Source organism: Candidatus Competibacteraceae bacterium, from assembly GCA_016699715.1.
Classification (GTDB): Bacteria; Pseudomonadota; Gammaproteobacteria; order Competibacterales; family Competibacteraceae; genus Competibacter.
On sequence record CP065007.1, the window covers coordinates 141,806 to 160,362 of the forward strand.

Below are 18,557 nucleotides of genomic sequence, written 5' to 3' on the forward strand. Positions count from 1 at the left end.
AGCATGAAACCTGAACGTTTAAAACGGGCGTTCCGGGTCGTGGGATTGGCGGTTTTGCTGCACGCGTGTGGCGGGGGCGATGGGGGTGACGATTCACCTACGCCTACGCCTACTACGCCTACGCCGCCGGCCGCCCGGTTCACCTTGAGCGGTACGGTGCGGCCGGCTTCCGGCGTCGCCACGGACAGCGATGTCAACGATCCGCTGGCGCCCTACCATTCCAACGATTCGGTCGCCGATCCCCAGCCGATTCCCAACCCGGTCACCCTCGGTGGCTACGCCAACCAGCCCGGCGCTGGACCGGCGGGACGATCGCGCGGCGGCGGCGATGCGAGCGATGTGTACAAGATTAAGCTGTTGGCCGGTCAGCAGATCAGCCTGCAAATCGCCGGCGACGGCATCCAGAACGATCTGGATTTGAGCTTGGCCGATCTCGACGGCAACATCCTCGACGCGGCGATCAGCCAGAACCGGGTGGAATCGCTGACGGTGGCTACGAGCGGCGATTATCTGCTGGTCGTGACCGCGGATCGCGGCGCGTCGAATTATGTGTTGACCGTCGGTCAGGCGCTGGCATCGACCGCGACAGGGATGCGGTTGAGCGATCCCTTCATCGCGGGCGAGGCCATTACCCGCTTTCGGCCGGCGGCGGTGCGAGGCGATGGTTTGCGGGCTCAGCTGCGGGCGCTGGGCTCGATGGGGGATCGGCCGGCGGAATCCAAACCGCGCAATGCCCTGGTCGATTTGGCGGGACTGAAGCGGATCGTGGCCTATCAAAAGCGGGCCAGCGTCACTCAGACCCGTTTCCCCGGCGGTTTCCAGATCGCCGATCCGCTTCCGCGGGAGAAATTGGAAACCCTGTATGCGATCAAGGCAATGAAGCGCGATCCAGAGGTCGCGGACGTGGGACCCAACTACATCCGCCGCGCGCAGTTCGTCCCCAACGATCCGCTATACCGATTCCAGTGGCACTATCCGCGGATCAACTTGCCGCAAGCCTGGGATCTGACCACGGGTACCGATGCGATCGTGGCGGTGATCGATACCGGCGTTGTGCTCAGCCATCCCGACCTGCAAGGGCAGTTAGTGGAAGGCTACGACTTCATCAGCAATCCCAGCAACGCCGGCGACGGCGACGGTATCGATTCCAATCCGGACGATCCGGGCGATCGCTCCAATCCCGGCGGCGGCAGTTCCTTCCACGGTACTCACATTGCCGGCACGGTGGCGGCCGCCACTAATAACAGCGTTGGTGGCGCGGGTGTCGCCTTTGGGGCCAAGGTCATGCCCTTGCGCGCCCTGGGGCGCTTCGGTGGCACCGATTACGATATCGAACAGGCCGTGCGCTACGCCGCCGGTTTGCCCAACGACTCCGGCACCGTGCCGCCGCGCCGCGCCGATGTGATCAACCTTAGCGTCGGTGGTCCCGGTTTCTCCACGGCCACCCAAGCGGTTTACGATCAGGCACGCGCCGCCGGTGTGGTCATCGTCGCCGCCGCTGGCAACGATGGCAGCAGCACGCCGTTCTATCCGGCGGCCTTTCCCAGTGTGTTGGGGGTCGGTGCCGTGGATATCAACAAGGAGCGGGCGCCATACTCCAATTTTGGAACCGCCGTTAGTGTGGTCGCGCCCGGCGGCAATACCGCCCGCGACGTGAACGGCGACGGCAAGCCGGACGGCGTGCTTAGCACGGTCGCCAGCGACAGCAGCGGCACCTTGGTCAACGATTACGTCATCTGGCAGGGAACCTCGATGGCGACGCCGCATGTGGCCGGGGTGCTGGCGCTGATGAAATCCGCCGCGCCGAATCTGAGGCCCCAGGACATCGACACGCTGTTGGCCAGCGGCGCGCTGACCGAGGATTTGGGTGCGCCGGGCCGGGACGACCAGTTCGGTTACGGCTTGGTTAATGCCTACAAGGCGGTGATTGCCGCCGCCGACAGCGCGGGGCGACCCGTGGACCCGATGCCAATTCTCACGATCAGTCCGGCGGCGCTGAATTTTGGCATTAGCCTCGATAGTCAGACCTTGACGGTGCTCAACGGCGGCGGCGGCAATTTGAGCGTGAACCCGCCCAGCGAAGATTCCGGCGGCTGGCTGAGCGTGACGCCGATTCAGGTGAACGCCGACGGCACCGGCAGCTACACGGTTGCGGTACAGCGCGAAAATCTGGCGGATGGCGTGTACAGCGCGACCATGACCTTTCGCTCCAATGTCAATACGATTCCGGTGAACGTCATCATGCAGGTGGCCCACCATCTGAGCGCCGGTTCGGTCGGGCAGCAATATGTGCTATTGGTCAAGCCCGAGAGCGGCGAGACCGTGAAGGATGTGGCCGGGCAGTTGCAGCCGGACGGTGGTTACACCTTCAGCCTGTCGGACATCCCGGCCGGCGCCTACCAGCTCTTCACCGGTTCCGACGTCAACAACGATCTGTTGATTTGCGATGCGGGCGAGTCCTGCGGCGCCTATCTCACTCTCGACGCGCCGGTAATCATCGAGGTCGATCGGGATCTGAGCGGCCTGGATTTTGTCAGCGGGTTCACCGTGCAGCTGCCGGGCACCCAGACCGCCGGGCGCGAAACCGGGATGCGGCGCGGTGCGGGCAAGCGAGTCGGTGGCTCGCGATGAGTCGGTCGGGCTGGATGCTGGCGGCGTTGGCGCTGATTTCGGGTTGTGCCCAAACCGGCGCCGGGGAAGATGTGGCGTTGTCGGTGGCCTCGTTATACGGCAGCGGCCAGTGCGGCGGCCTGGAACGCCCCGCCGTGATCTGGATCGTCAGCGCGGCGGAGTGGCGGTCCTGGCATGGGCGGATCACCAGCCCGCAAATGAACCAGTCGTCCCCGCCACCGGTGGATTTCAGCCGGGAGGGGGTGTTGCTGGTTGCGATGGGCACGCGGCCGTCGGCCGGTTACGGCCTGAGCCTGGCGGGCGAATCGGCGACCGTGCGGGATGGCGTGCTGTCGGTGCGGGTGGACTGGCGCGAGCCGCCGCCGGGCTATCGGCAAGCGCAGGTCGTGACCAGCCCCTGCCTTGCGCTCAAGGTTCCGGCCGTGCCGTTCGCGCGGATCGCGGTGCTGGACCCGGAAGGCCGGGTACGGCTGGAAAGTACCCGCTAGCCGTCGGGTCGGGCCAGTGGGTCCTGCCGGTAGAACGCCTGAAGCTGCCGGTAAATCTCCGGGTAGGTTTCGATCACCCGCTCGGGCGCGGTAAAAAAGGTTTCGCTGATCACCGCGAAGAATTCGCCGGGGCTGTCGGCGGCGTAGGGGTCCAACGCTGTCGGCTGGCCCTGCTCCACCTCCTGGCACAACCGCTGGTACGCCTCGTTGAAGGCGTGGCTCCAGTCCCACACTTTCATGTCGCGGTGCAGCGGCGGCAGGCCGTTGACCTCGCCGGTCAGCATGTCCAGCTTGTGGGCCATTTCGTGGATCACGACGTTGTGGCCCAGCTCCGTGGCGCTGGCCGCGATGTCAGCCCAGGACAGGATCACCGGTCCACGCTCCCAGGCCTCGCCGATCAGCGGCCGGTGGACGCTGTGGACCAGACCGTTCGGATCGGTGTATTCATGCCGGGCCAGGAACCCTTCGGGGTAGAGGATCACCGAACTCCAACCCCGGTAGTAGTCCAGTCCGAGATTCAGGATCGGCAAACAGGCTTGGGCGGCGATGCGCGGCCCCATCTCGGGTGTCAGTTCCAAATCGCCGGCCGGGTCCAGCGCCTTCTCGTGCAGGAACAGTGTCGCCAAATCGCGCAGCCGTTCCCGTTCCGGCGGATTCAAACGCTCCACCAGCGGCAGTGTCGCCACGGCCGCCCGCCATGTGGTTGCCGGAATGCGGCTTCGCTCCAGCCGGCGGCGGCGCAGCCAGCTCCGCAACAGGGCAAACATCAGGTCGCTCGGCGTTGTCGAGGTGTGGCGAGGTTCCCGCCTAATCCTTCCGCTCCCCTTGTGCCTTGGTTTCCCGCGTCCGCGCCAGATAGCGATCCGACCAGCGCGCCAGCGCGTAGATGGGGTAGCCGATCGTCACCACCGCCAGCAGGATGCAAATGCTCAGGGCGACGACCTTGGGCAGTCGTGTCCACCATGCGTCGATGAAGTACACCAATCCCCAGAGCAGCGAGCCGGTGATGCCGATGGAAACCAGAAAAGCCAGGATGTCGCTGCGTTGCATGGGGAAGCTCCGTTGGAGGCATGCCGCCGTGAGGGGGTGTTATACCAATTCTGAATAGGTTTTCGTCATTCCCGCGAATGCGGGAATCCAGGCCGCCGCTGAAAAACGGGATACCCGCTTTCGCGGGTATGACGAACAGGGTGGTTATTGGCCTCCGAAAAGAACAAAACCTATCGGGAAACGATATTACGGTCGCCGCCGGGCAATCCGCGCTGCATGCGGGATACCGCTACCGTGCGTGTCGGTTCCATTTTACCAGCGGTTTGAAGCGATGAACCCGTTGCCGCATGGCGCGGTGTTTTCCCGATGAGCCGGCAAGGCTGGACGATGGTGGCGAGCATCCGGCCAGCGTCCGACAGTTTCGTCGGTAAGAATTATGGGTTCCGGGTCTATTTCCGGCAAGCGTTGAGCGGATATCGGGAGTCGCCATAAGATCGATCGGGTGGGTTCGGCCGTGCCGGGCGGGTCCGAAGAGGCGGTGACGCGAATCCTTGCCGCGTCGGATTGGCAAGGGGTGGGCGGCAACCCTTTCCACGATTGTCTATAGTCACAGGATTCCGCCCGCCGCCGGGCGGCATGATCCGTGATGGATCGAGCATTGTCTCTGCATGTGGATAGGTATGTCGCAATCGTTGTTTTTGGCATTTACTTACGCGCTGGTCGCGGCGTTCTGGATCTTCGGGTCCGATCAGCTCGTTCTGTGGTTGAGCGTCGATCCGGTGGCGCTGACTCGCATACAAACCGCCAAGGATTGGTTTTTCGTGGCGGTGACCGCTCTGCTGCTGTACTTGACCTTGCACCGCTTCGAAGTCGAACGCGATGTGGCGGGCGACCGGATTGGCCGGGCCATTTCCACTCTTCGAACCGCTTTGACGCTGGTCGTGGTGCCGGTGGCCCTGATCATGATCGTTGCGATACTGGGTGCCATGGCCTACCGTGAAGCGATCCAGAACCTGAGTTACGACGAATTGGCTCGTATCCGCTGGCTGGCGCTGTGGATTGGTTTCGTGCTGTTGTTCGCGCTGAGCGCCGGTGCCGCCGGTATTCTGCTGTGGTGGCAGAACGCCAAGTCACGCTTCGAACTGGAGCACCTGCGTGACGAACTCGAACGCGCCAATCTCCAGCATCGCTACGAGCAACTCGCCCAGCAATCGCTGGATGTCGTGCTGTTGTTGGGCGAGGACGGCACCATCATCGAAGCCAACGACCAGGTGTGGAATTATTACGGCCTCCGTCCGGAGGAGTTGAAGGGACAGCACGTCAGTGTGCTGCGGGCGCCCTCCCATCGGGATGCGGTGGAGCACGATTATCGTCGGGTGGCCGCCGCCGGCGGAGCGTTGTTCGAGGTTTTGCACCAGCGACGGGTTGGTGGTGCCACGTTCCCGGTCGAAGTCAGCGCGCGCCCCCTGACCAGTCGGGAACACCGCTACTATCAGTCCGTGGTCCGCGATATTTCCGAGCGCAAGCAGGCGGAAGCCGCCTTGGCCGAGCGGGAGCGGCGTTTCCGCGGCACGTTTGAGCAGGCGGCGGTCGGCATTGCCCATGTCGCGCCCGACGGCCGCTGGTTGCGGGTCAACGACCGACTGTGCGCGATCATCGGTTATCCGCGTCTGGAACTGCTGCAAAAAAACTTTCAGGACATTACTCATCCCGACGATCTGGACAAGGATCAGCATTTGGTGAACCAGATTCTGTCGGGTCAGATTCAGACCTATTCGATGGAAAAGCGCTATCTGCATAAGAACGGCACGGTCGTGTGGATCGATCTCACGGTGTCGTTGGTGCGGGACGCCGGCGGGCAGCCGGAGTACCTCATCAGCGTGATCGACGACATCACCAGCCGCAAATTGGCCGAGCAGCGCCTAGCGCGGATCACCCGATTTTACGCGGCGCTGAACTTGACCAGTCAGACCATCCTGCACAACGAGGGGACCGACGGATTATTCGAGGAAGTATGTCGCATCGCGGTCAAGTGTGGCGACCTCAAGGGGGCCTGGATCGGTTTGCGGGACCCGCATACCCAGCAGTTGCGCGTGGTGGCGGCTTACGGCGAGCTGCGCGGGCGACTGGCGTCGCTGGACCCGATGATCGAGTCGGACGGCGCCGCCCTGCCGTACCGGCCGGCGCAAGTGGTGTTGGCCAGCGGCTCGCACTGGGTCGGCAACGATTTGTTCTACGATAGCGGCGAGGAAGCGCCCGACTGGCAGATCCTGATGGCGACCGCCGGAGTGCGGTCTTGCGCGGTTTTCCCGTTGAAGCGGGCGGGCGTGGTGGTGGGCGCGCTTAATCTGTTTGCCTCCGAGCCTGACTTCTTCGATCTGGAGTTGACCGCGCTACTGGACGAGATGGTCGCCGAAGTTTCCTTCGCGCTGGATAGTTTCGAACGCGAACGCCAGCGCCAGCAGGCCGAGGCGGCGTTGCGGGATAGCGAAAGCCGTTACCGCTTGTTGTTCGAGGCAAATCCGGTACCGATGTGGGTGTACGATCTGGAGACCTTGCGGTTCCTGGCCGTCAATGATGCCGCCATCGATCATTATGGTTACAGCCGCGCCGAATTCCTGGCGATGACCATCGCCGATATCCGCCCGCCCGAGGATGTTCCGGGCCTGCTGGAAAGCATCGCCCAGGTTAAAGAGGGATTGGTGCGGTCCGAAGCGCGCAAGCATCGCAAGAAAGACGGCATGCGGATCGATGTCGAAATCGTTTCCCACACCCTCGATTGGGGCGGACGCCGCGCCAAAATGATCATGGCCCACGATATCACCACTCAGTTAAGGACCGAGCGGGAGCTGCTGCTGGCCGCCGCGGTTTACGAACAAAGCACCGAGGGGATTTTGATCAGCGATGCCAAGAACCGCATTATTTCGGTCAATCGGGCCTTCACCCGGGTGACGGGTTATTCATTGGAAGATGTACGTGGACGGAATCCCAATATTCTGTCTTCTGGCCGGCACGACCGGGAGTTCTACACTTCGATGTGGGTGGAGTTGGAACGAGTGGGTCATTGGCAGGGAGAAATCTGGAACCGACGCAAGAACGGCGAGATTTATCCTGAATGGCTGGGATTGACCCTGCTGCGCGATGCCAAGGGCCAGACCATCAACCATGTGGCTATCTTCAATGACATCGGCGCCATCAGGGCGGACGGACGCCGGTACGGCATTCGCTCCGCGACCGTTCCTCCAACCATGGATTCCTGACCGCGCTACCGGTCGTTTTCCACCGCCCGCAAGGGTGGGCTCTAGCGGAAAAACGGAAACCGGCCTTGATCCATGGCTTGATCCATGGCTTATCGCCGCTGGCCGGTTGGCTGGCACACCGCTGGCCGATGCACGGTGCCGGGCGTGGTTGAATGTGAGTGAGAAATCCCCTCGGCTTCGCCACTCCCCTTGTCAAAGGAGAGTTGAGGGGACTTTCAAGCACTATGAAATTAAATTGAATTAAATCATGACAATGAACTTCGAGCCGTGGTTCACCGTGGCGGCGCTGTGTCTGGTGCTGACCGTCAGTTTGTCGCTGCTGGTCAGTTGGCTGGAACGCCGCCTGCCGGTGCATGGCGCCGGGCGCGGTTGAATCATGTCTCCACCCAAACTTCGTTTCGGCTGGCTGGATGCGCTGGTGCTGACTGTGGTGTTCGGCCTGATCGGCTACGTGCTGTACCGGGCGCAAAGCCATTTTCATTACAACTGGGACTGGCGGCTGATTCCCGGCTACTTCATCCGCTACGATACCGAGCAGGGCGATTGGGTGCTGAATCTGCTGGGCCAGGGCTTTCTGGCGACGGTGCGACTGGCGTTGTGGGGTGGGGTGCTGGCGGCGCTGATCGGCGGCATGATGGGCGTGTGTCGAGTGACCCACGTTCTGTTTTTTCGGCTGCTCGGCTGGACCTATGTCGGACTGATTCGCAATATCCCGCCGCTGGTATTCATCTTTATCTTCTATTTTTTCATCAGCGGTCAGTTAATGCCCTTGCTGGATATCGAGAACTGGATCGCCGGGGTCGCACCGGAAACCTTGCGGGTGCTGGCTTGGCTGTTCGGTCCGCCGGAGCTGCTGCCGAATTTCCTGTCCGGGCTGATCTGCCTGGCGCTGTTCGAAGGTGCCTACGTGACCGAAATCGTCCGTGCCGGCATCGAGGCGGTTCCCAAAGGACAGTGGGAAGCGGCGCGGGCGCTGGGGCTGCATTCCGGTCAAGTGATGGGCGAGGTGGTGTTGCCGCAGGCGGTGCAGAAGATGGTCCCGGCGCTGGCCGGGCAGTTCATTGCGCTGATCAAGGATTCCTCGCTGATTTCGCTGATTTCCATTCAGGAATTGACTTTCACCGGTACGGAACTGGCTGTGTCTTCGGGGCGAGTGTTCGAAGTCTGGCTGACGGTGGCGGCGCTGTATTTTCTGCTGTGTTTCGGATTGGCGCGGCTGTTCGGGTGGCTGGAGCGGCGACTGGGCCGGTATCACCATCGTTGACTTCGAGCCGACGAATCGGGTGCGCGACTGGAAATGGCGCGCCCGAGAGGCACCAGCCGACTTAATCCCGCAAATCCATGTATTGGATTGTAATCAAGGATCAGCCGCCAATCCCTGGCGACTGATCGTCTTGCCCGCCCTAGAACAAGTTGGGGAAGAACACGAAGGACATCAGGCTGGCCACGATACCAACCACGATGCCATACAGCAGGAACGGCCACACGGTGCGCCGCAGGATAATCCCTTCCCGACCCGAGAGACCGACCACCGCGCACACCGCCACGATGTTGTGGATGCAGACCATGTTACCCATGGCGCCGCCCGCCGCCTGAGCCGCCACGATAATCTGGCGGGGCAGCTCAAGCTGGGTCGCGACACCCCACTGGAACTCGGCGAACAGCAGGTCGGACACGGTGTTGGAGCCGGTGATGAATGCCCCCAGACCACCCACGTAGGACGCCACCATCGGCCAGGCGTTGCCCGCGATACCCGCCACCGCCTGAGCCATGGCCAGTGGCATGGATGGATAAGTGTGGGGATTCAAGAGTGGGTCAGCGATGCCGGAACCGCGAAAGATCGCCACCAGCGCCACGGCAAAGAACAGGGCGATGGACGGGTTCTTCATTTTGACGATGGACTCGCTCCAGGCTTTCTTGACCGCTTCGCCACGCATGCCGTGGATCAGGATGGTCAGGAGTGCCACCAGCATGAACGGAATGGTGCCAGGCAAATACAGATAGTCGATGGAACCGCTGACACTCTGATAGCCCAGGATATTGGCGAAGCTGATCTTTTGCGCGGCGAGCCAGCCCTTGAGGCCCAAATCGGGAATCCGGGTTAACACCAAAATCAGGCCGATCAGGATGTAGGGCAGCCAGGCTTTGAACTGGCTCATGTGGCTGGTGAACTCGTTGGTGTTGGAACCCTTGATGTCACCGGTCCAGTCGGGGTCCCATTGATCATCGTGGCCGAAATCCCAGGTTTCCTTGGGAACGCAGAAGCCTTTTTTAGCGCCAGCGACGATGATGCCGAGTCCCACCAAACCACCGATCAGCGACGGGAACTCGGGGCCGACGAACCAGGCGAAGAACATATACGGCACCGAGAAGGACACGGCGGCGAAGATGCAGAATTTCCATGCCTTGAAACCATCGGTCCAAGCGCGGTTCGGGCCGAAAAAGCGGGTAATGAACCCCAGCATGAACACCGGCAGGATGAAGATCATCGGGAAGTGCAGCACGGACGCCCATTGACCGATGAGCATGTTAAAGCCCTCGGGAGTGGCGAAGTTCAGACCGGGTGCGCCTGAGGCAATCGCCGTCTTGGTCAGGGGCTGAAGATACTTCATGCCGAGGATGACCGGAGTACCCACCGCGCCGAAAGTCACCGGGAAGGAGTTGAACACCAGACAGATAACCGCGGCGGCCAGAGGTGGAAATCCAAGGCTCAAGAGCAACGGCGCGGCCAGCGCGGCGGGTGTGCCGAAACCGGCGGCGCCCTCAATGAAGGCCGCGAACATGTAGCCGATGATGATGGCCTGAATGCGGCGGTCACCGGAAATATTCTGCATCCCGTGCTGGATGGTTTCCATGCCACCCGAATATTTGAGCGTGTACAGAATAATGATCGCGCCGAAGACGATGATCAGAATACCGACCGCCGTGATCACGCCCTGAATGGACAGGGCAGCGATATAGCCGATGGGCAAATTCCAGGCGAATAGCGCGCCGAGGACGCACACCAGCCAGGCCAGAGGCATCGCTCTGGTGGCCGGCCAACGCATTCCCGCCATTAAAACCAGCGCGACTGCGATAGGCAGGAAGGCGATAAGCGCCAATAAACCTAACGACATGGGAAACTCCTTTGGTGAAGAGTTTGGGATGAATGAACAGCATCCAACTCCGGCGTGTTACCGGGAGAGATGCACGCGCTGCCCATGGAACAACAGGCGGAAGCCGGGTATGAGCGAAGACGAACCGGGGCAACTTGCGGTTTCGACTAAGCTTTTTGTGAGTGATGATTGGCCGGTTCCCGTGCTTTTTTCTTCCTGAAAGCCCAGTTGGGGGAATTACGGGCGCAAAAAGCCCCTAACCCACCCGCGTGGGTGTCCTTGAACGACCTGAGAGTGCTAGGGAATCAGCCGGTATTCGGCTGTGAGCAGCGATCGACCAGATAGACGATGGAGCGGTAATAACGCCCGCTGTGCAGGGATAGGCCGATTTCGCAGGTGCGGCTGGTGGAATACCCGGACGTGCAGTCCTCCGGCAGCGCCGCCGGCAAGTCTCGCAAGGCGCTGGCGTTCAATTCCGGGTGGGTGAACCCCTTGTCTCCGGCCCAGCCGCAGCAGGAAATCCGGTCGGGGATGATGACTTTTTCGACGCAAGCTTCGGCGATGGCCTTCAGTTTGGCCTGCAAGCCCATGTTGATATTGCTGCAAGTGGGATGAATGGCGACGGTTTCCGGCTGTTTGTGGATCGTCAATCGTTCCAGCACGACATCGTGCAGAAATTCCGTGATGTCGTATAACTTGAGCGGGGTTTGCGCCTGATTTTTCTTGACCCGAAACACACAGGGCGTGGTATCGAACACAATCGGGTCTTGTCCGTTGCGGCTGGCCTTGAGCAGAGCCTGCTCGACTTCCCGCCGCTTGGCGTCAGCCTGTTCCGGCAAGCCTTTGCTCTCAAAGGGCTGGCCGCAACACAGCGAACTGCTGTTCTCGGGCAAGATCACCTCGAAGCCGGCCTTGCGCAGCAGCGCAGCGGTTTTGACCGGCAAGGCGTCCGATTCGGGATCGCCCTTGGCCGGACCCATGGTGCGACTGGCGCAACTGGGGAAATAGACCACACGCGGACGATCCGGCGCGGCATTTGTTTCTGGCCTGGGCATCGCGCCGGCAGAAGGCATATAACGGTTCCACAGCGGCAGCCGATTCCCGGACAGTTTGCGCATGGCCCCGGTCACACCACCTTGCAGCGTGGAGCCAAAGACCGTGTGAGAGAGGTTGGCGGCAGCCAGATTGAAACGCGTCGCCGTGGTCACGCCGGAGAAGTGATTGGCGACCCAGTGGCCGACACGTTGCGCGGTTTGACCACGCTGTTGACCGCGAACCTTCAGCATCATCGTGCCGGTGTTGATCCCGACCGGACAGGTCAGCGAACACAGGCTGTCGGCGGCGCAGGTTTCCAGCCCCTGGTATTGATACGATGCATTGATGATTTGCAGTTGCTGGGCCTCTTCGCCAGTGGCTTGCAGCCGCGCGATTTCACGCAAACCGACGATGCGCTGGCGTGGCGACAGCGTCAGGGCGCGGGACGGACAATTCGGTTCGCAAAAGCCGCACTCGATGCACTTATCCACCAACGGATCGACGGCGGCCATCGGTTTGATGTTTTTCAGATGGGCTTCCGGATCGTCGTTGAGAATGACGCCGGGGTTAAGCAAATTGCGCGGATCGAACAGTGCCTTGATTTCCCGCATCAACTGATACGCCTGTTGTCCCCATTCCAGTTCGACGAACGGCGCGATGTTGCGGCCCGTGCCATGCTCGGCTTTTAGCGAGCCATCGTACTGATCCACGATCATGTGGCACACATCGTCCATGAATTTTTTGTAGCGTTCGGTTTCGGCAGGTTTGGCAAAATCAGGGGTGATGACGAAGTGCAAATTCCCTTCAAGCGCGTGACCGAAGATGATGGAGCCAGCATAGCCGTGCTGGTCGAACAAGCGCTGCAAATCCAGAGTCATCGCCGCCAGTTGAGGTACGGGGACGGCGACATCTTCGATGATGACGGTGGTGCCGGTGGCCCGCGCCGAACCGACCGAGGGGAACAGTCCCTGGCGGATCGCCCACAACTGGGTGAATTCTTCCGGCCGGTCGGTGAACTGGAAGGGAAGCAGGGTTGGCGTATCGGCGATGGTGGCGGTAATGATTTCGACCTGAGCATTTAGGGTCGTCGCGTCCAGCGCCCGGGTTTCCACCAACAGAGCGGCGGCGGTTTCCGGCAGTTCCTTGAAGTACGGCGGCATACCCGCCTTGTTTTCCACCGAACGCAGCGAAGCGCGATCCATCAATTCCACCGCGGCCACCGGCTGACTTTTCAACGCCGCCACCGCTTCGCAAGCGATCTTGATGTCGGGAAAAATCATCAGCGCCGTGGCTTTATGCGTGTGTTCCTCGACCGTGTGATAGGTGATCTCGGCGATGAAGCCCAGCGTGCCTTCGGAACCGATCATCAGATGTTGGAAGATTTCGAAGGGATTTTCGTAGTCCACCAGGGCGTTGAGGCTGTAACCGCAGGTGTTCTTGATTTTGAATTTGGTATGGATACGCTCGGCCAGCGTGGCATCGGCGCGGGTACGCTGGCCCAATTCGGTCAGCTGCGTCAGTAGAGCATTGTGGCTGGCGCTGAAGGCTTCGCGGCTGGCCGGGTCGCCGGTGTCCAGCAGTGTGCCGTCAGCCAGCATGACCCGCATGCTTTTCAGGGTTTTGTAGCTGTTTTGAGCCGTGCCGCAGCACATGCCGCTGGCGTTGTTGGCCGCGATGCCACCGATTTGGCAGGCATTGATCGACGCGGGGTCGGGGCCGATCTTGCGCTGATAAGGCGCCAGATAGCGGTTGGCGTGACCACCGATGATGCCGGGTTGCAAGCTGATGGTCGCCGCACCCTCGCCAATGCGCCAGTTCCGCCAGCCATCGCCCAGTTGCAGCAGCACGGAGTCGGTGACTGCCTGACCGGATAAACTGGTGCCGGCGGCGCGAAAGGTGACCGGGGTACCGTGCTGATGAGCCAGCGCCAGAATGCGCCGCATCTCGTCTTCGCTGTCTACCCGCACCACCAGTTGGGGAATCAGGCGGTACAGGCTGGCGTCGGTGCCGTAGGCGAGCGTGCGCAGTGGGTCGCTGATCAGGCGTGTTGCCGGGATGAATTGTTGAAGGTCGCGGTGAAGGTGTTCATGGGCCGTTGATAACATTTTTATTCAGCCTCGTTTTGGTGGTGGGCGCGCTGAACGAAGCAGCACGCTATTTTTTGTGTAACTGTTCACTCCCCTCTCCAGCAAGCGGGAGAGGAGTGAGGATCATGCTTGAAATTTAAGAAGAGAGAAGCGGATTAATCGTCCAGAATCAGCACGATTAACTCCTTGGGGCCATGAACGCCAAAGGTCAGGACCAATTCGATATCGGCGGTCTTGGATGGACCGGAAATCAACAAGGCATTGGTTGGCATCTTGTCTTGCCAATGTTCACGGGCGATGGCATCGGCCAGGGAATCGTGGATGTTGGCGGCTTCCAAAACCGCGATGTGTACCGCTGGCGCCAGCGACATCAACCGCGGTTCGTGCGGGGTGGGCCAAAGGATCAAGGCGCCCACGTCGGCGAGACCGCCCTTGGTCGAGGTGATGCCGGCGTCGATGCCGAACAGGCGTTCCTTGCTCTGCTCCACCACCTGGTCGTAACCGACCAGCGGCGGCAGATCGCTTTCCCAGCTTTCCGAGAGCGTGGTTCCGATGGGAGTAGCCGGGGCATACAACAGACCGTTCAGCGAGCGCTGGCGCAGCACGTCCTTGAGAACGGCCGTCCAATTCCCGCTATCGGTGAGGTACACCTCGGCGTGCATGGCTTCCATCAGCCGCTTGAGCCGGTCCACCTGGTCGGCGTGGCTGAGTGCCTCGATGGGCGGCGCGGCGGGTTCGGGAACGGCGGTGTCGGCTTGTGGCGCCACCTCCCGCAGTCTGGCGAGAATGTTGGCGCGGGCGTTACTCATCGCTCAACCCCTTTTCCTTGGCGAGCACATGCAGGCTCTTGCTGGCGAACTTGGGCAGGGTTCTGGACTGAGTCCACTTTTTCACGATGTCCGGCGCTGGCAGCCTGGGTAATTGAGGCCCCAGCAGGCCCAACAGCTTGGCGTTCAGGGCGTTGACCCAGGGCGTGGCGTTGCTCAACGCCCAGCCTTTCCAGGTCAGGCTCTCCATCGCGTTGACTTTATAGCCGTGACCTTTGACCGCATGGGGAGAATCCACCTTGTTGTAGGCTTCGATGCGCAGGCGGCGCAGGATATCGACGATGGGAATCTTGACCGGGCACACTTCCTCGCAGGCCCCGCAAAACGTGGAAGCGGTCGCCATCGCGCCGGCGTTCTCCAAACCTTCCAGTTGCGGGGTCAGAATCGAGCCGATGGGACCGGGATAGACGTAACCATAGGCGTGACCGCCGAGGCGGGTGTACACCGGACAGTGATTCAGACAAGTGCCGCAGCGGATGCATTTCAAGGTCTGCCGCAGTTCCGGGTCGGCCCAGATCTGGGTGCGGCCGTTGTCGAGCAGAACCAGATGCACTTCCTTGGGGCCATCCTTCTCGTCCGGCTTGCGCGGCGAGCTGATCATATTGAAATAGGTGGTGATCAACTGGCCGGTGGCCGAGCCGGTGAGCAGGCGCAACAGCGGCGGCACGTCCTCCAAACGCTCCACCACTTTTTCCAGACCCATGACGGCGATATGCACCGGCGGCGCGGTGGTGCACATGCGGCCGTTGCCTTCGTTTTCCACCAGACACAGCGTGCCGGTTTCGGCCACCGCGAAATTGACGCCGCTGACCCCGACTTCACCCGCGAAAAATTTTTCGCGCAGAATCTTGCGGGCGATGGCGTTGAGTTCTTCGACGACTTCGGTGTACGGCGTGTTGGGTATCTTTTCGTGAAACAGCCGGGCGATCTGATCGCGGTTCTTGTGGATGGCCGGCACGATGATGTGCGACGGCGTTTCGTGATCCAGTTGGATGATGTACTCGCCAAGATCCGTCTCCAGCGCCTCGATGCCGCGTTCCTCCAGGAAATGATTGAGGTGCATTTCCTCCGACACCATCGACTTGCCCTTGATGACGCGGGTGGCGTTGTGGCGCTGCATGATCTCCAGGCAAATCCGGTTGGCTTCGTCCGGGGTCTCGGCCCAATGCACCTGTATGCCGTTCTCGGTGCATTTCCGCTCCAGTTGCTCCAGCAATTGCGGCAGCTTGCTCAGCGCCCGCCGCCGGATGGCGTCGCCGCGCGCCCGCAGTTGCTCGAACGCTTCCGGGTCGGAGAACAGATTCCGACGCCGCAACCCCAAGGTGTCCATGGCGGCGCGGAGATTGCGACGCAATTGCCCGTCGTTTAGAGCCTTGGTGAAATTCCTGGGAAAATCGACGGTAACGGGATTAGCCATGAGCGCGCTCCAGGATGAATTCGGCGACGTGCTTGACCGGAATCGGAATCTGGCGGTGCTCCAGCGCCCCGCCGATATTCATCAGGCAACCGCAATCGCCGGAAAGCAACAGGGAAGCGCCGGTTTGCTCGATATCGGTCACCTTGTCGGCCACCATCGCCGAGGACAAATCGGCTTGCTTGACGGAGAAGGAACCACCGAATCCGCAGCATTCGCGTTCCCGTTGCAGTTCGATCATCTCGACGTTTTTCAACTGGCGAACCAGCGATTTCGAGTATTCGATCACCCGCATCTCGCGCAGCGCGCTACAGGACGAGTGCCAGGTAACCTTGATCGGTTGACCCTGATCCTCCAGCTTGATGTCGAGTACCCGAACCAGAAATTCGCTCAGTTCGAAAACCCGCTCGGAGAAGCGTTGCGCCTCGGCGGCTTCGGGTGCGTCGGCGAACAGTTTGGGATAGTGGTGTTTCAGCATCCCGCCGCAGGAGCCGGACGGAACGATGATCGGATAGTCCTTGGGGAAGGCTTTAAGCTGCTGTCTGGCAACTTTTTTTGCTTCCTCGGGGAAGCCGGAGTTGTAAGCCGGTTGACCGCAGCAGGATTGTTGCTGGGGATAAATGACCTGGATACCTTCTCGCCGAAGGAGTTCGATGCCGGCCATGCCGGCTTGGGGATAACACAGATCGATCAGACAGGTGCCGAAGTAATACACCTTCTCGGGGCGGGTGGGCATGGTTATACCTTCTTCGACTTTGGTGGTTGGTGCCGCCTAAGTGCCGCTGCCCGGTCCTGACCAGCGGTGTGGTGGCTTCTCATTTTATCCACCGTACCGGGCCAATCTGGGGCTGGCATTTCTGGTAAGGTGGTCTGACCAAATTTATAGCAGCTTGTTTTTTGGATTGCAAGTATTTGGTCATGTGGTCTGACCAAAATTTTGATAAACTAGGATTAATGCCACAAACAATGCGGTTGTCGTGATGTTTGGGCGCCAGGAAAACGAGCGCCGTGTGGCACAATAGCGATGATTATTGAGTTCAACGTTTGGGCAAGATCATGCAATTCGAAACGATTAACCCTCCGAAAGTCTCGGATGCCATCGTCAGCCAGATCGAGCAGTTGATCCTGGAAGGCGTTCTCAAACCCGGCGAACGGTTGCCACCAGAGCGGGAACTGGCTCAGGAATTGAGCGTATCCCGTCCTTCCCTGCGGGAGGCGATCACGACGCTGAAGTCCCGAGGGCTGTTGCAAAGCCGGCGGGGCGGGGGAAATTTTGTGGTTGATGTCATCGCGCCTGCTTTGACCGATCCCTTGATCGCACTACTGAAAAATCATCCCAAGGCGATGTTCGACGTGCTTGAGCTACGCCATGCTCTGGAGGAAGTCGCGGCGTATTTTGCCGCGCTTCGCGCCACCGATGCCGACCGGGAAATCCTGCGGTGTCGCTTCGCCGAGTTGGAGGAGATACAACGGGGCCAGCGCGAGCCCGAACACGATGCCGTGGTGGATGCGGGATTCCATCTCGCCATCGCCGACGCATCCCACAACGTGGCGTTGATCCATGTGATGCGCGGTCTGTTCGATTTGCTGCTCAGTAATATCTGTCGTTCGCTGGAGCGGCTCTATACCCGTGAGAGCAGTTATGCGTTGGTCCATGCCCAACATCAGGCCATCCTGAATGCCGTGCTGGAACGCGACCCGGAAGCCGCTCGGCAGGCGGCCCACGTTCATTTGGCCTTCGTCGAATCCACCTTGCGCGAACTCGACCAGGAAGCCGCTCGGCAGGAACGCTCAAAACGGCGCTTGCATAGCCTGTTGGATCTGGAAGCCAATGCCGCGTCGTAGTTTCGCTTGGGTTTTGTCGAACGCCAGGTCCGGGTCGGCTGCCTGGATGGCTTTAGTGGAAGCAGTCTGACCAGCCAATGTGGGTTATTTCAGGCTTTCGGGAGCGATAATGGCCACTTATCCTGAAGATTCCGGTGAGCTTTTGAACGCCGCCGCCGAATTGACCATCGCCGGAAGAAAGATCCGGCTGGAAATGCCGGTGCCGGCCGGGCCGACGCGCTTGAGCCATTTGCTGCCTTTCCTGCGCTATTTAACCGATCAATTCGTCGATTTCTCGGTGGAGAACGCGCGGATGGAGGGGTTGACGGTGTCGTGCCGGAAGGGTTGCGGCGCCTGCTGCCGGCAACTGGTGCCGATCTCGGCGATCGAGGCGCGGCGGCTTGGGGCGGTGGTGGAGCAGATGCCGGAACCCCGGAAATCCACCATCCTGGCCCGTTTCGAGGCGGCAAGACAACGGTTGCAAGAAGCCGGGCTGCTGGAGAAGCTGCGCGAGCCGAACCGTGTTGGCGACGATGAAGTCGATCCGATTGGACTGGCCTATTTCCAGCAAGGAATCGCCTGTCCGTTCCTGGAGGACGAGTCGTGCTCGATTTATGAGGAGCGCCCCCTGGCCTGTCGCGAGTATCTGGTCGTGAGCCCGGCCGAAAACTGTGCCCGGCCGACCGTGGACTCGATCAAACCGGTGCAGCTCGCCGTCCGGGTCGCCAGGACGCTGAGAGCGCTGGATGCCGAGAAAAGCCCCTCCACACCCCGCTGGGTAGCCCTCATCCTGGCCTTGGAACAGGCGGACGCCCGTCCGGATGAAACGCCCCCGCAACCCGGCCCCGAACTGGTGCGGGAAATATTCAGCCGGCTGACGGGGCGGGACGCGGAAAGCAGCTGAAG

Annotated in this window: 13 protein-coding genes; 6 read left to right on the plus strand and 7 right to left on the minus strand. The window is 61.0% G+C overall.

The annotated features are described in order from the left end of the window. The first annotated feature begins 3 nt into the window (after window positions 1–3). Both IPM89_00680 and IPM89_00685 read left to right on the plus strand, forming a co-directional pair. Window positions 4–2,631: a S8 family serine peptidase gene (locus IPM89_00680; protein QQS54423.1), complete on the plus strand. Its 2,628-nt coding sequence runs from the start codon at window positions 4–6 to the stop codon at window positions 2,629–2,631. Beyond that, window positions 2,628–3,119, plus strand: a complete 492-nt coding sequence (locus IPM89_00685; protein ID QQS54424.1) for a protease complex subunit PrcB family protein — start codon at window positions 2,628–2,630, stop codon at window positions 3,117–3,119. Before IPM89_00680 ends, IPM89_00685 begins: the two co-directional genes overlap by 4 nt. On the opposite strand, the gene IPM89_00690 is transcribed toward IPM89_00685, so the two are convergent. Further along, entirely contained in the window at window positions 3,116–3,886 is a 771-nt protein-coding gene (locus IPM89_00690; protein ID QQS54425.1) for a zinc-dependent peptidase, read from the minus strand. The genes IPM89_00685 and IPM89_00690 overlap by 4 nt on opposite strands. A 40-nt stretch (window positions 3,887–3,926) precedes the next feature. Continuing rightward, window positions 3,927–4,169: a hypothetical protein gene (locus tag IPM89_00695; GenBank protein QQS54426.1), complete on the minus strand. Its 243-nt coding sequence runs from the start codon at window positions 4,167–4,169 to the stop codon at window positions 3,927–3,929. 620 nt (window positions 4,170–4,789) lie between these two features. Here IPM89_00695 and IPM89_00700 point away from each other — a divergent pair. After that, window positions 4,790–7,369, plus strand: coding sequence for a PAS domain S-box protein (locus IPM89_00700; protein ID QQS54427.1), 2,580 nt, complete (start codon window positions 4,790–4,792; stop codon window positions 7,367–7,369). A gap of 376 nt (window positions 7,370–7,745) precedes the next feature. Further along, window positions 7,746–8,633: an amino acid ABC transporter permease gene (locus IPM89_00705; protein ID QQS54428.1), complete on the plus strand. Its 888-nt coding sequence runs from the start codon at window positions 7,746–7,748 to the stop codon at window positions 8,631–8,633. A gap of 139 nt (window positions 8,634–8,772) precedes the next feature. Here the strand turns inward: IPM89_00705 and IPM89_00710 are convergent, their stop codons facing one another. From IPM89_00710 to IPM89_00730, 5 genes are all read right to left on the minus strand, one after another. Then, window positions 8,773–10,485: an L-lactate permease gene (locus IPM89_00710; protein QQS54429.1), complete on the minus strand. Its 1,713-nt coding sequence runs from the start codon at window positions 10,483–10,485 to the stop codon at window positions 8,773–8,775. Between the two features lie 284 nt (window positions 10,486–10,769). After that, on the minus strand, window positions 10,770–13,604 hold the full coding sequence (locus IPM89_00715) for an FAD-binding oxidoreductase (protein ID QQS54430.1): 2,835 nt from the start codon (window positions 13,602–13,604) through the stop codon (window positions 10,770–10,772). A gap of 137 nt (window positions 13,605–13,741) precedes the next feature. Continuing rightward, entirely contained in the window at window positions 13,742–14,395 is a 654-nt protein-coding gene (locus IPM89_00720; protein ID QQS54431.1) for a lactate utilization protein, read from the minus strand. Then, entirely contained in the window at window positions 14,388–15,830 is a 1,443-nt protein-coding gene (locus tag IPM89_00725) for an iron-sulfur cluster-binding protein (GenBank protein ID QQS54432.1), read from the minus strand. Before IPM89_00725 ends, IPM89_00720 begins: the two co-directional genes overlap by 8 nt. Then, entirely contained in the window at window positions 15,823–16,563 is a 741-nt protein-coding gene (locus IPM89_00730; GenBank protein QQS54433.1) for a (Fe-S)-binding protein, read from the minus strand. The genes IPM89_00725 and IPM89_00730 overlap by 8 nt, the downstream gene beginning before the upstream one ends. A gap of 320 nt (window positions 16,564–16,883) precedes the next feature. Between IPM89_00730 and IPM89_00735 the strand changes: the two genes are divergently transcribed. Then, complete coding sequence (locus tag IPM89_00735) at window positions 16,884–17,672, plus strand: GntR family transcriptional regulator (GenBank protein ID QQS54434.1); 789 nt, start codon at window positions 16,884–16,886, stop codon at window positions 17,670–17,672. Window positions 17,673–17,781: 109 nt separating this feature from the next. Beyond that, window positions 17,782–18,555, plus strand: coding sequence for a YkgJ family cysteine cluster protein (locus IPM89_00740; protein QQS54435.1), 774 nt, complete (start codon window positions 17,782–17,784; stop codon window positions 18,553–18,555). Window positions 18,556–18,557: the final 2 nt, after the last annotated feature.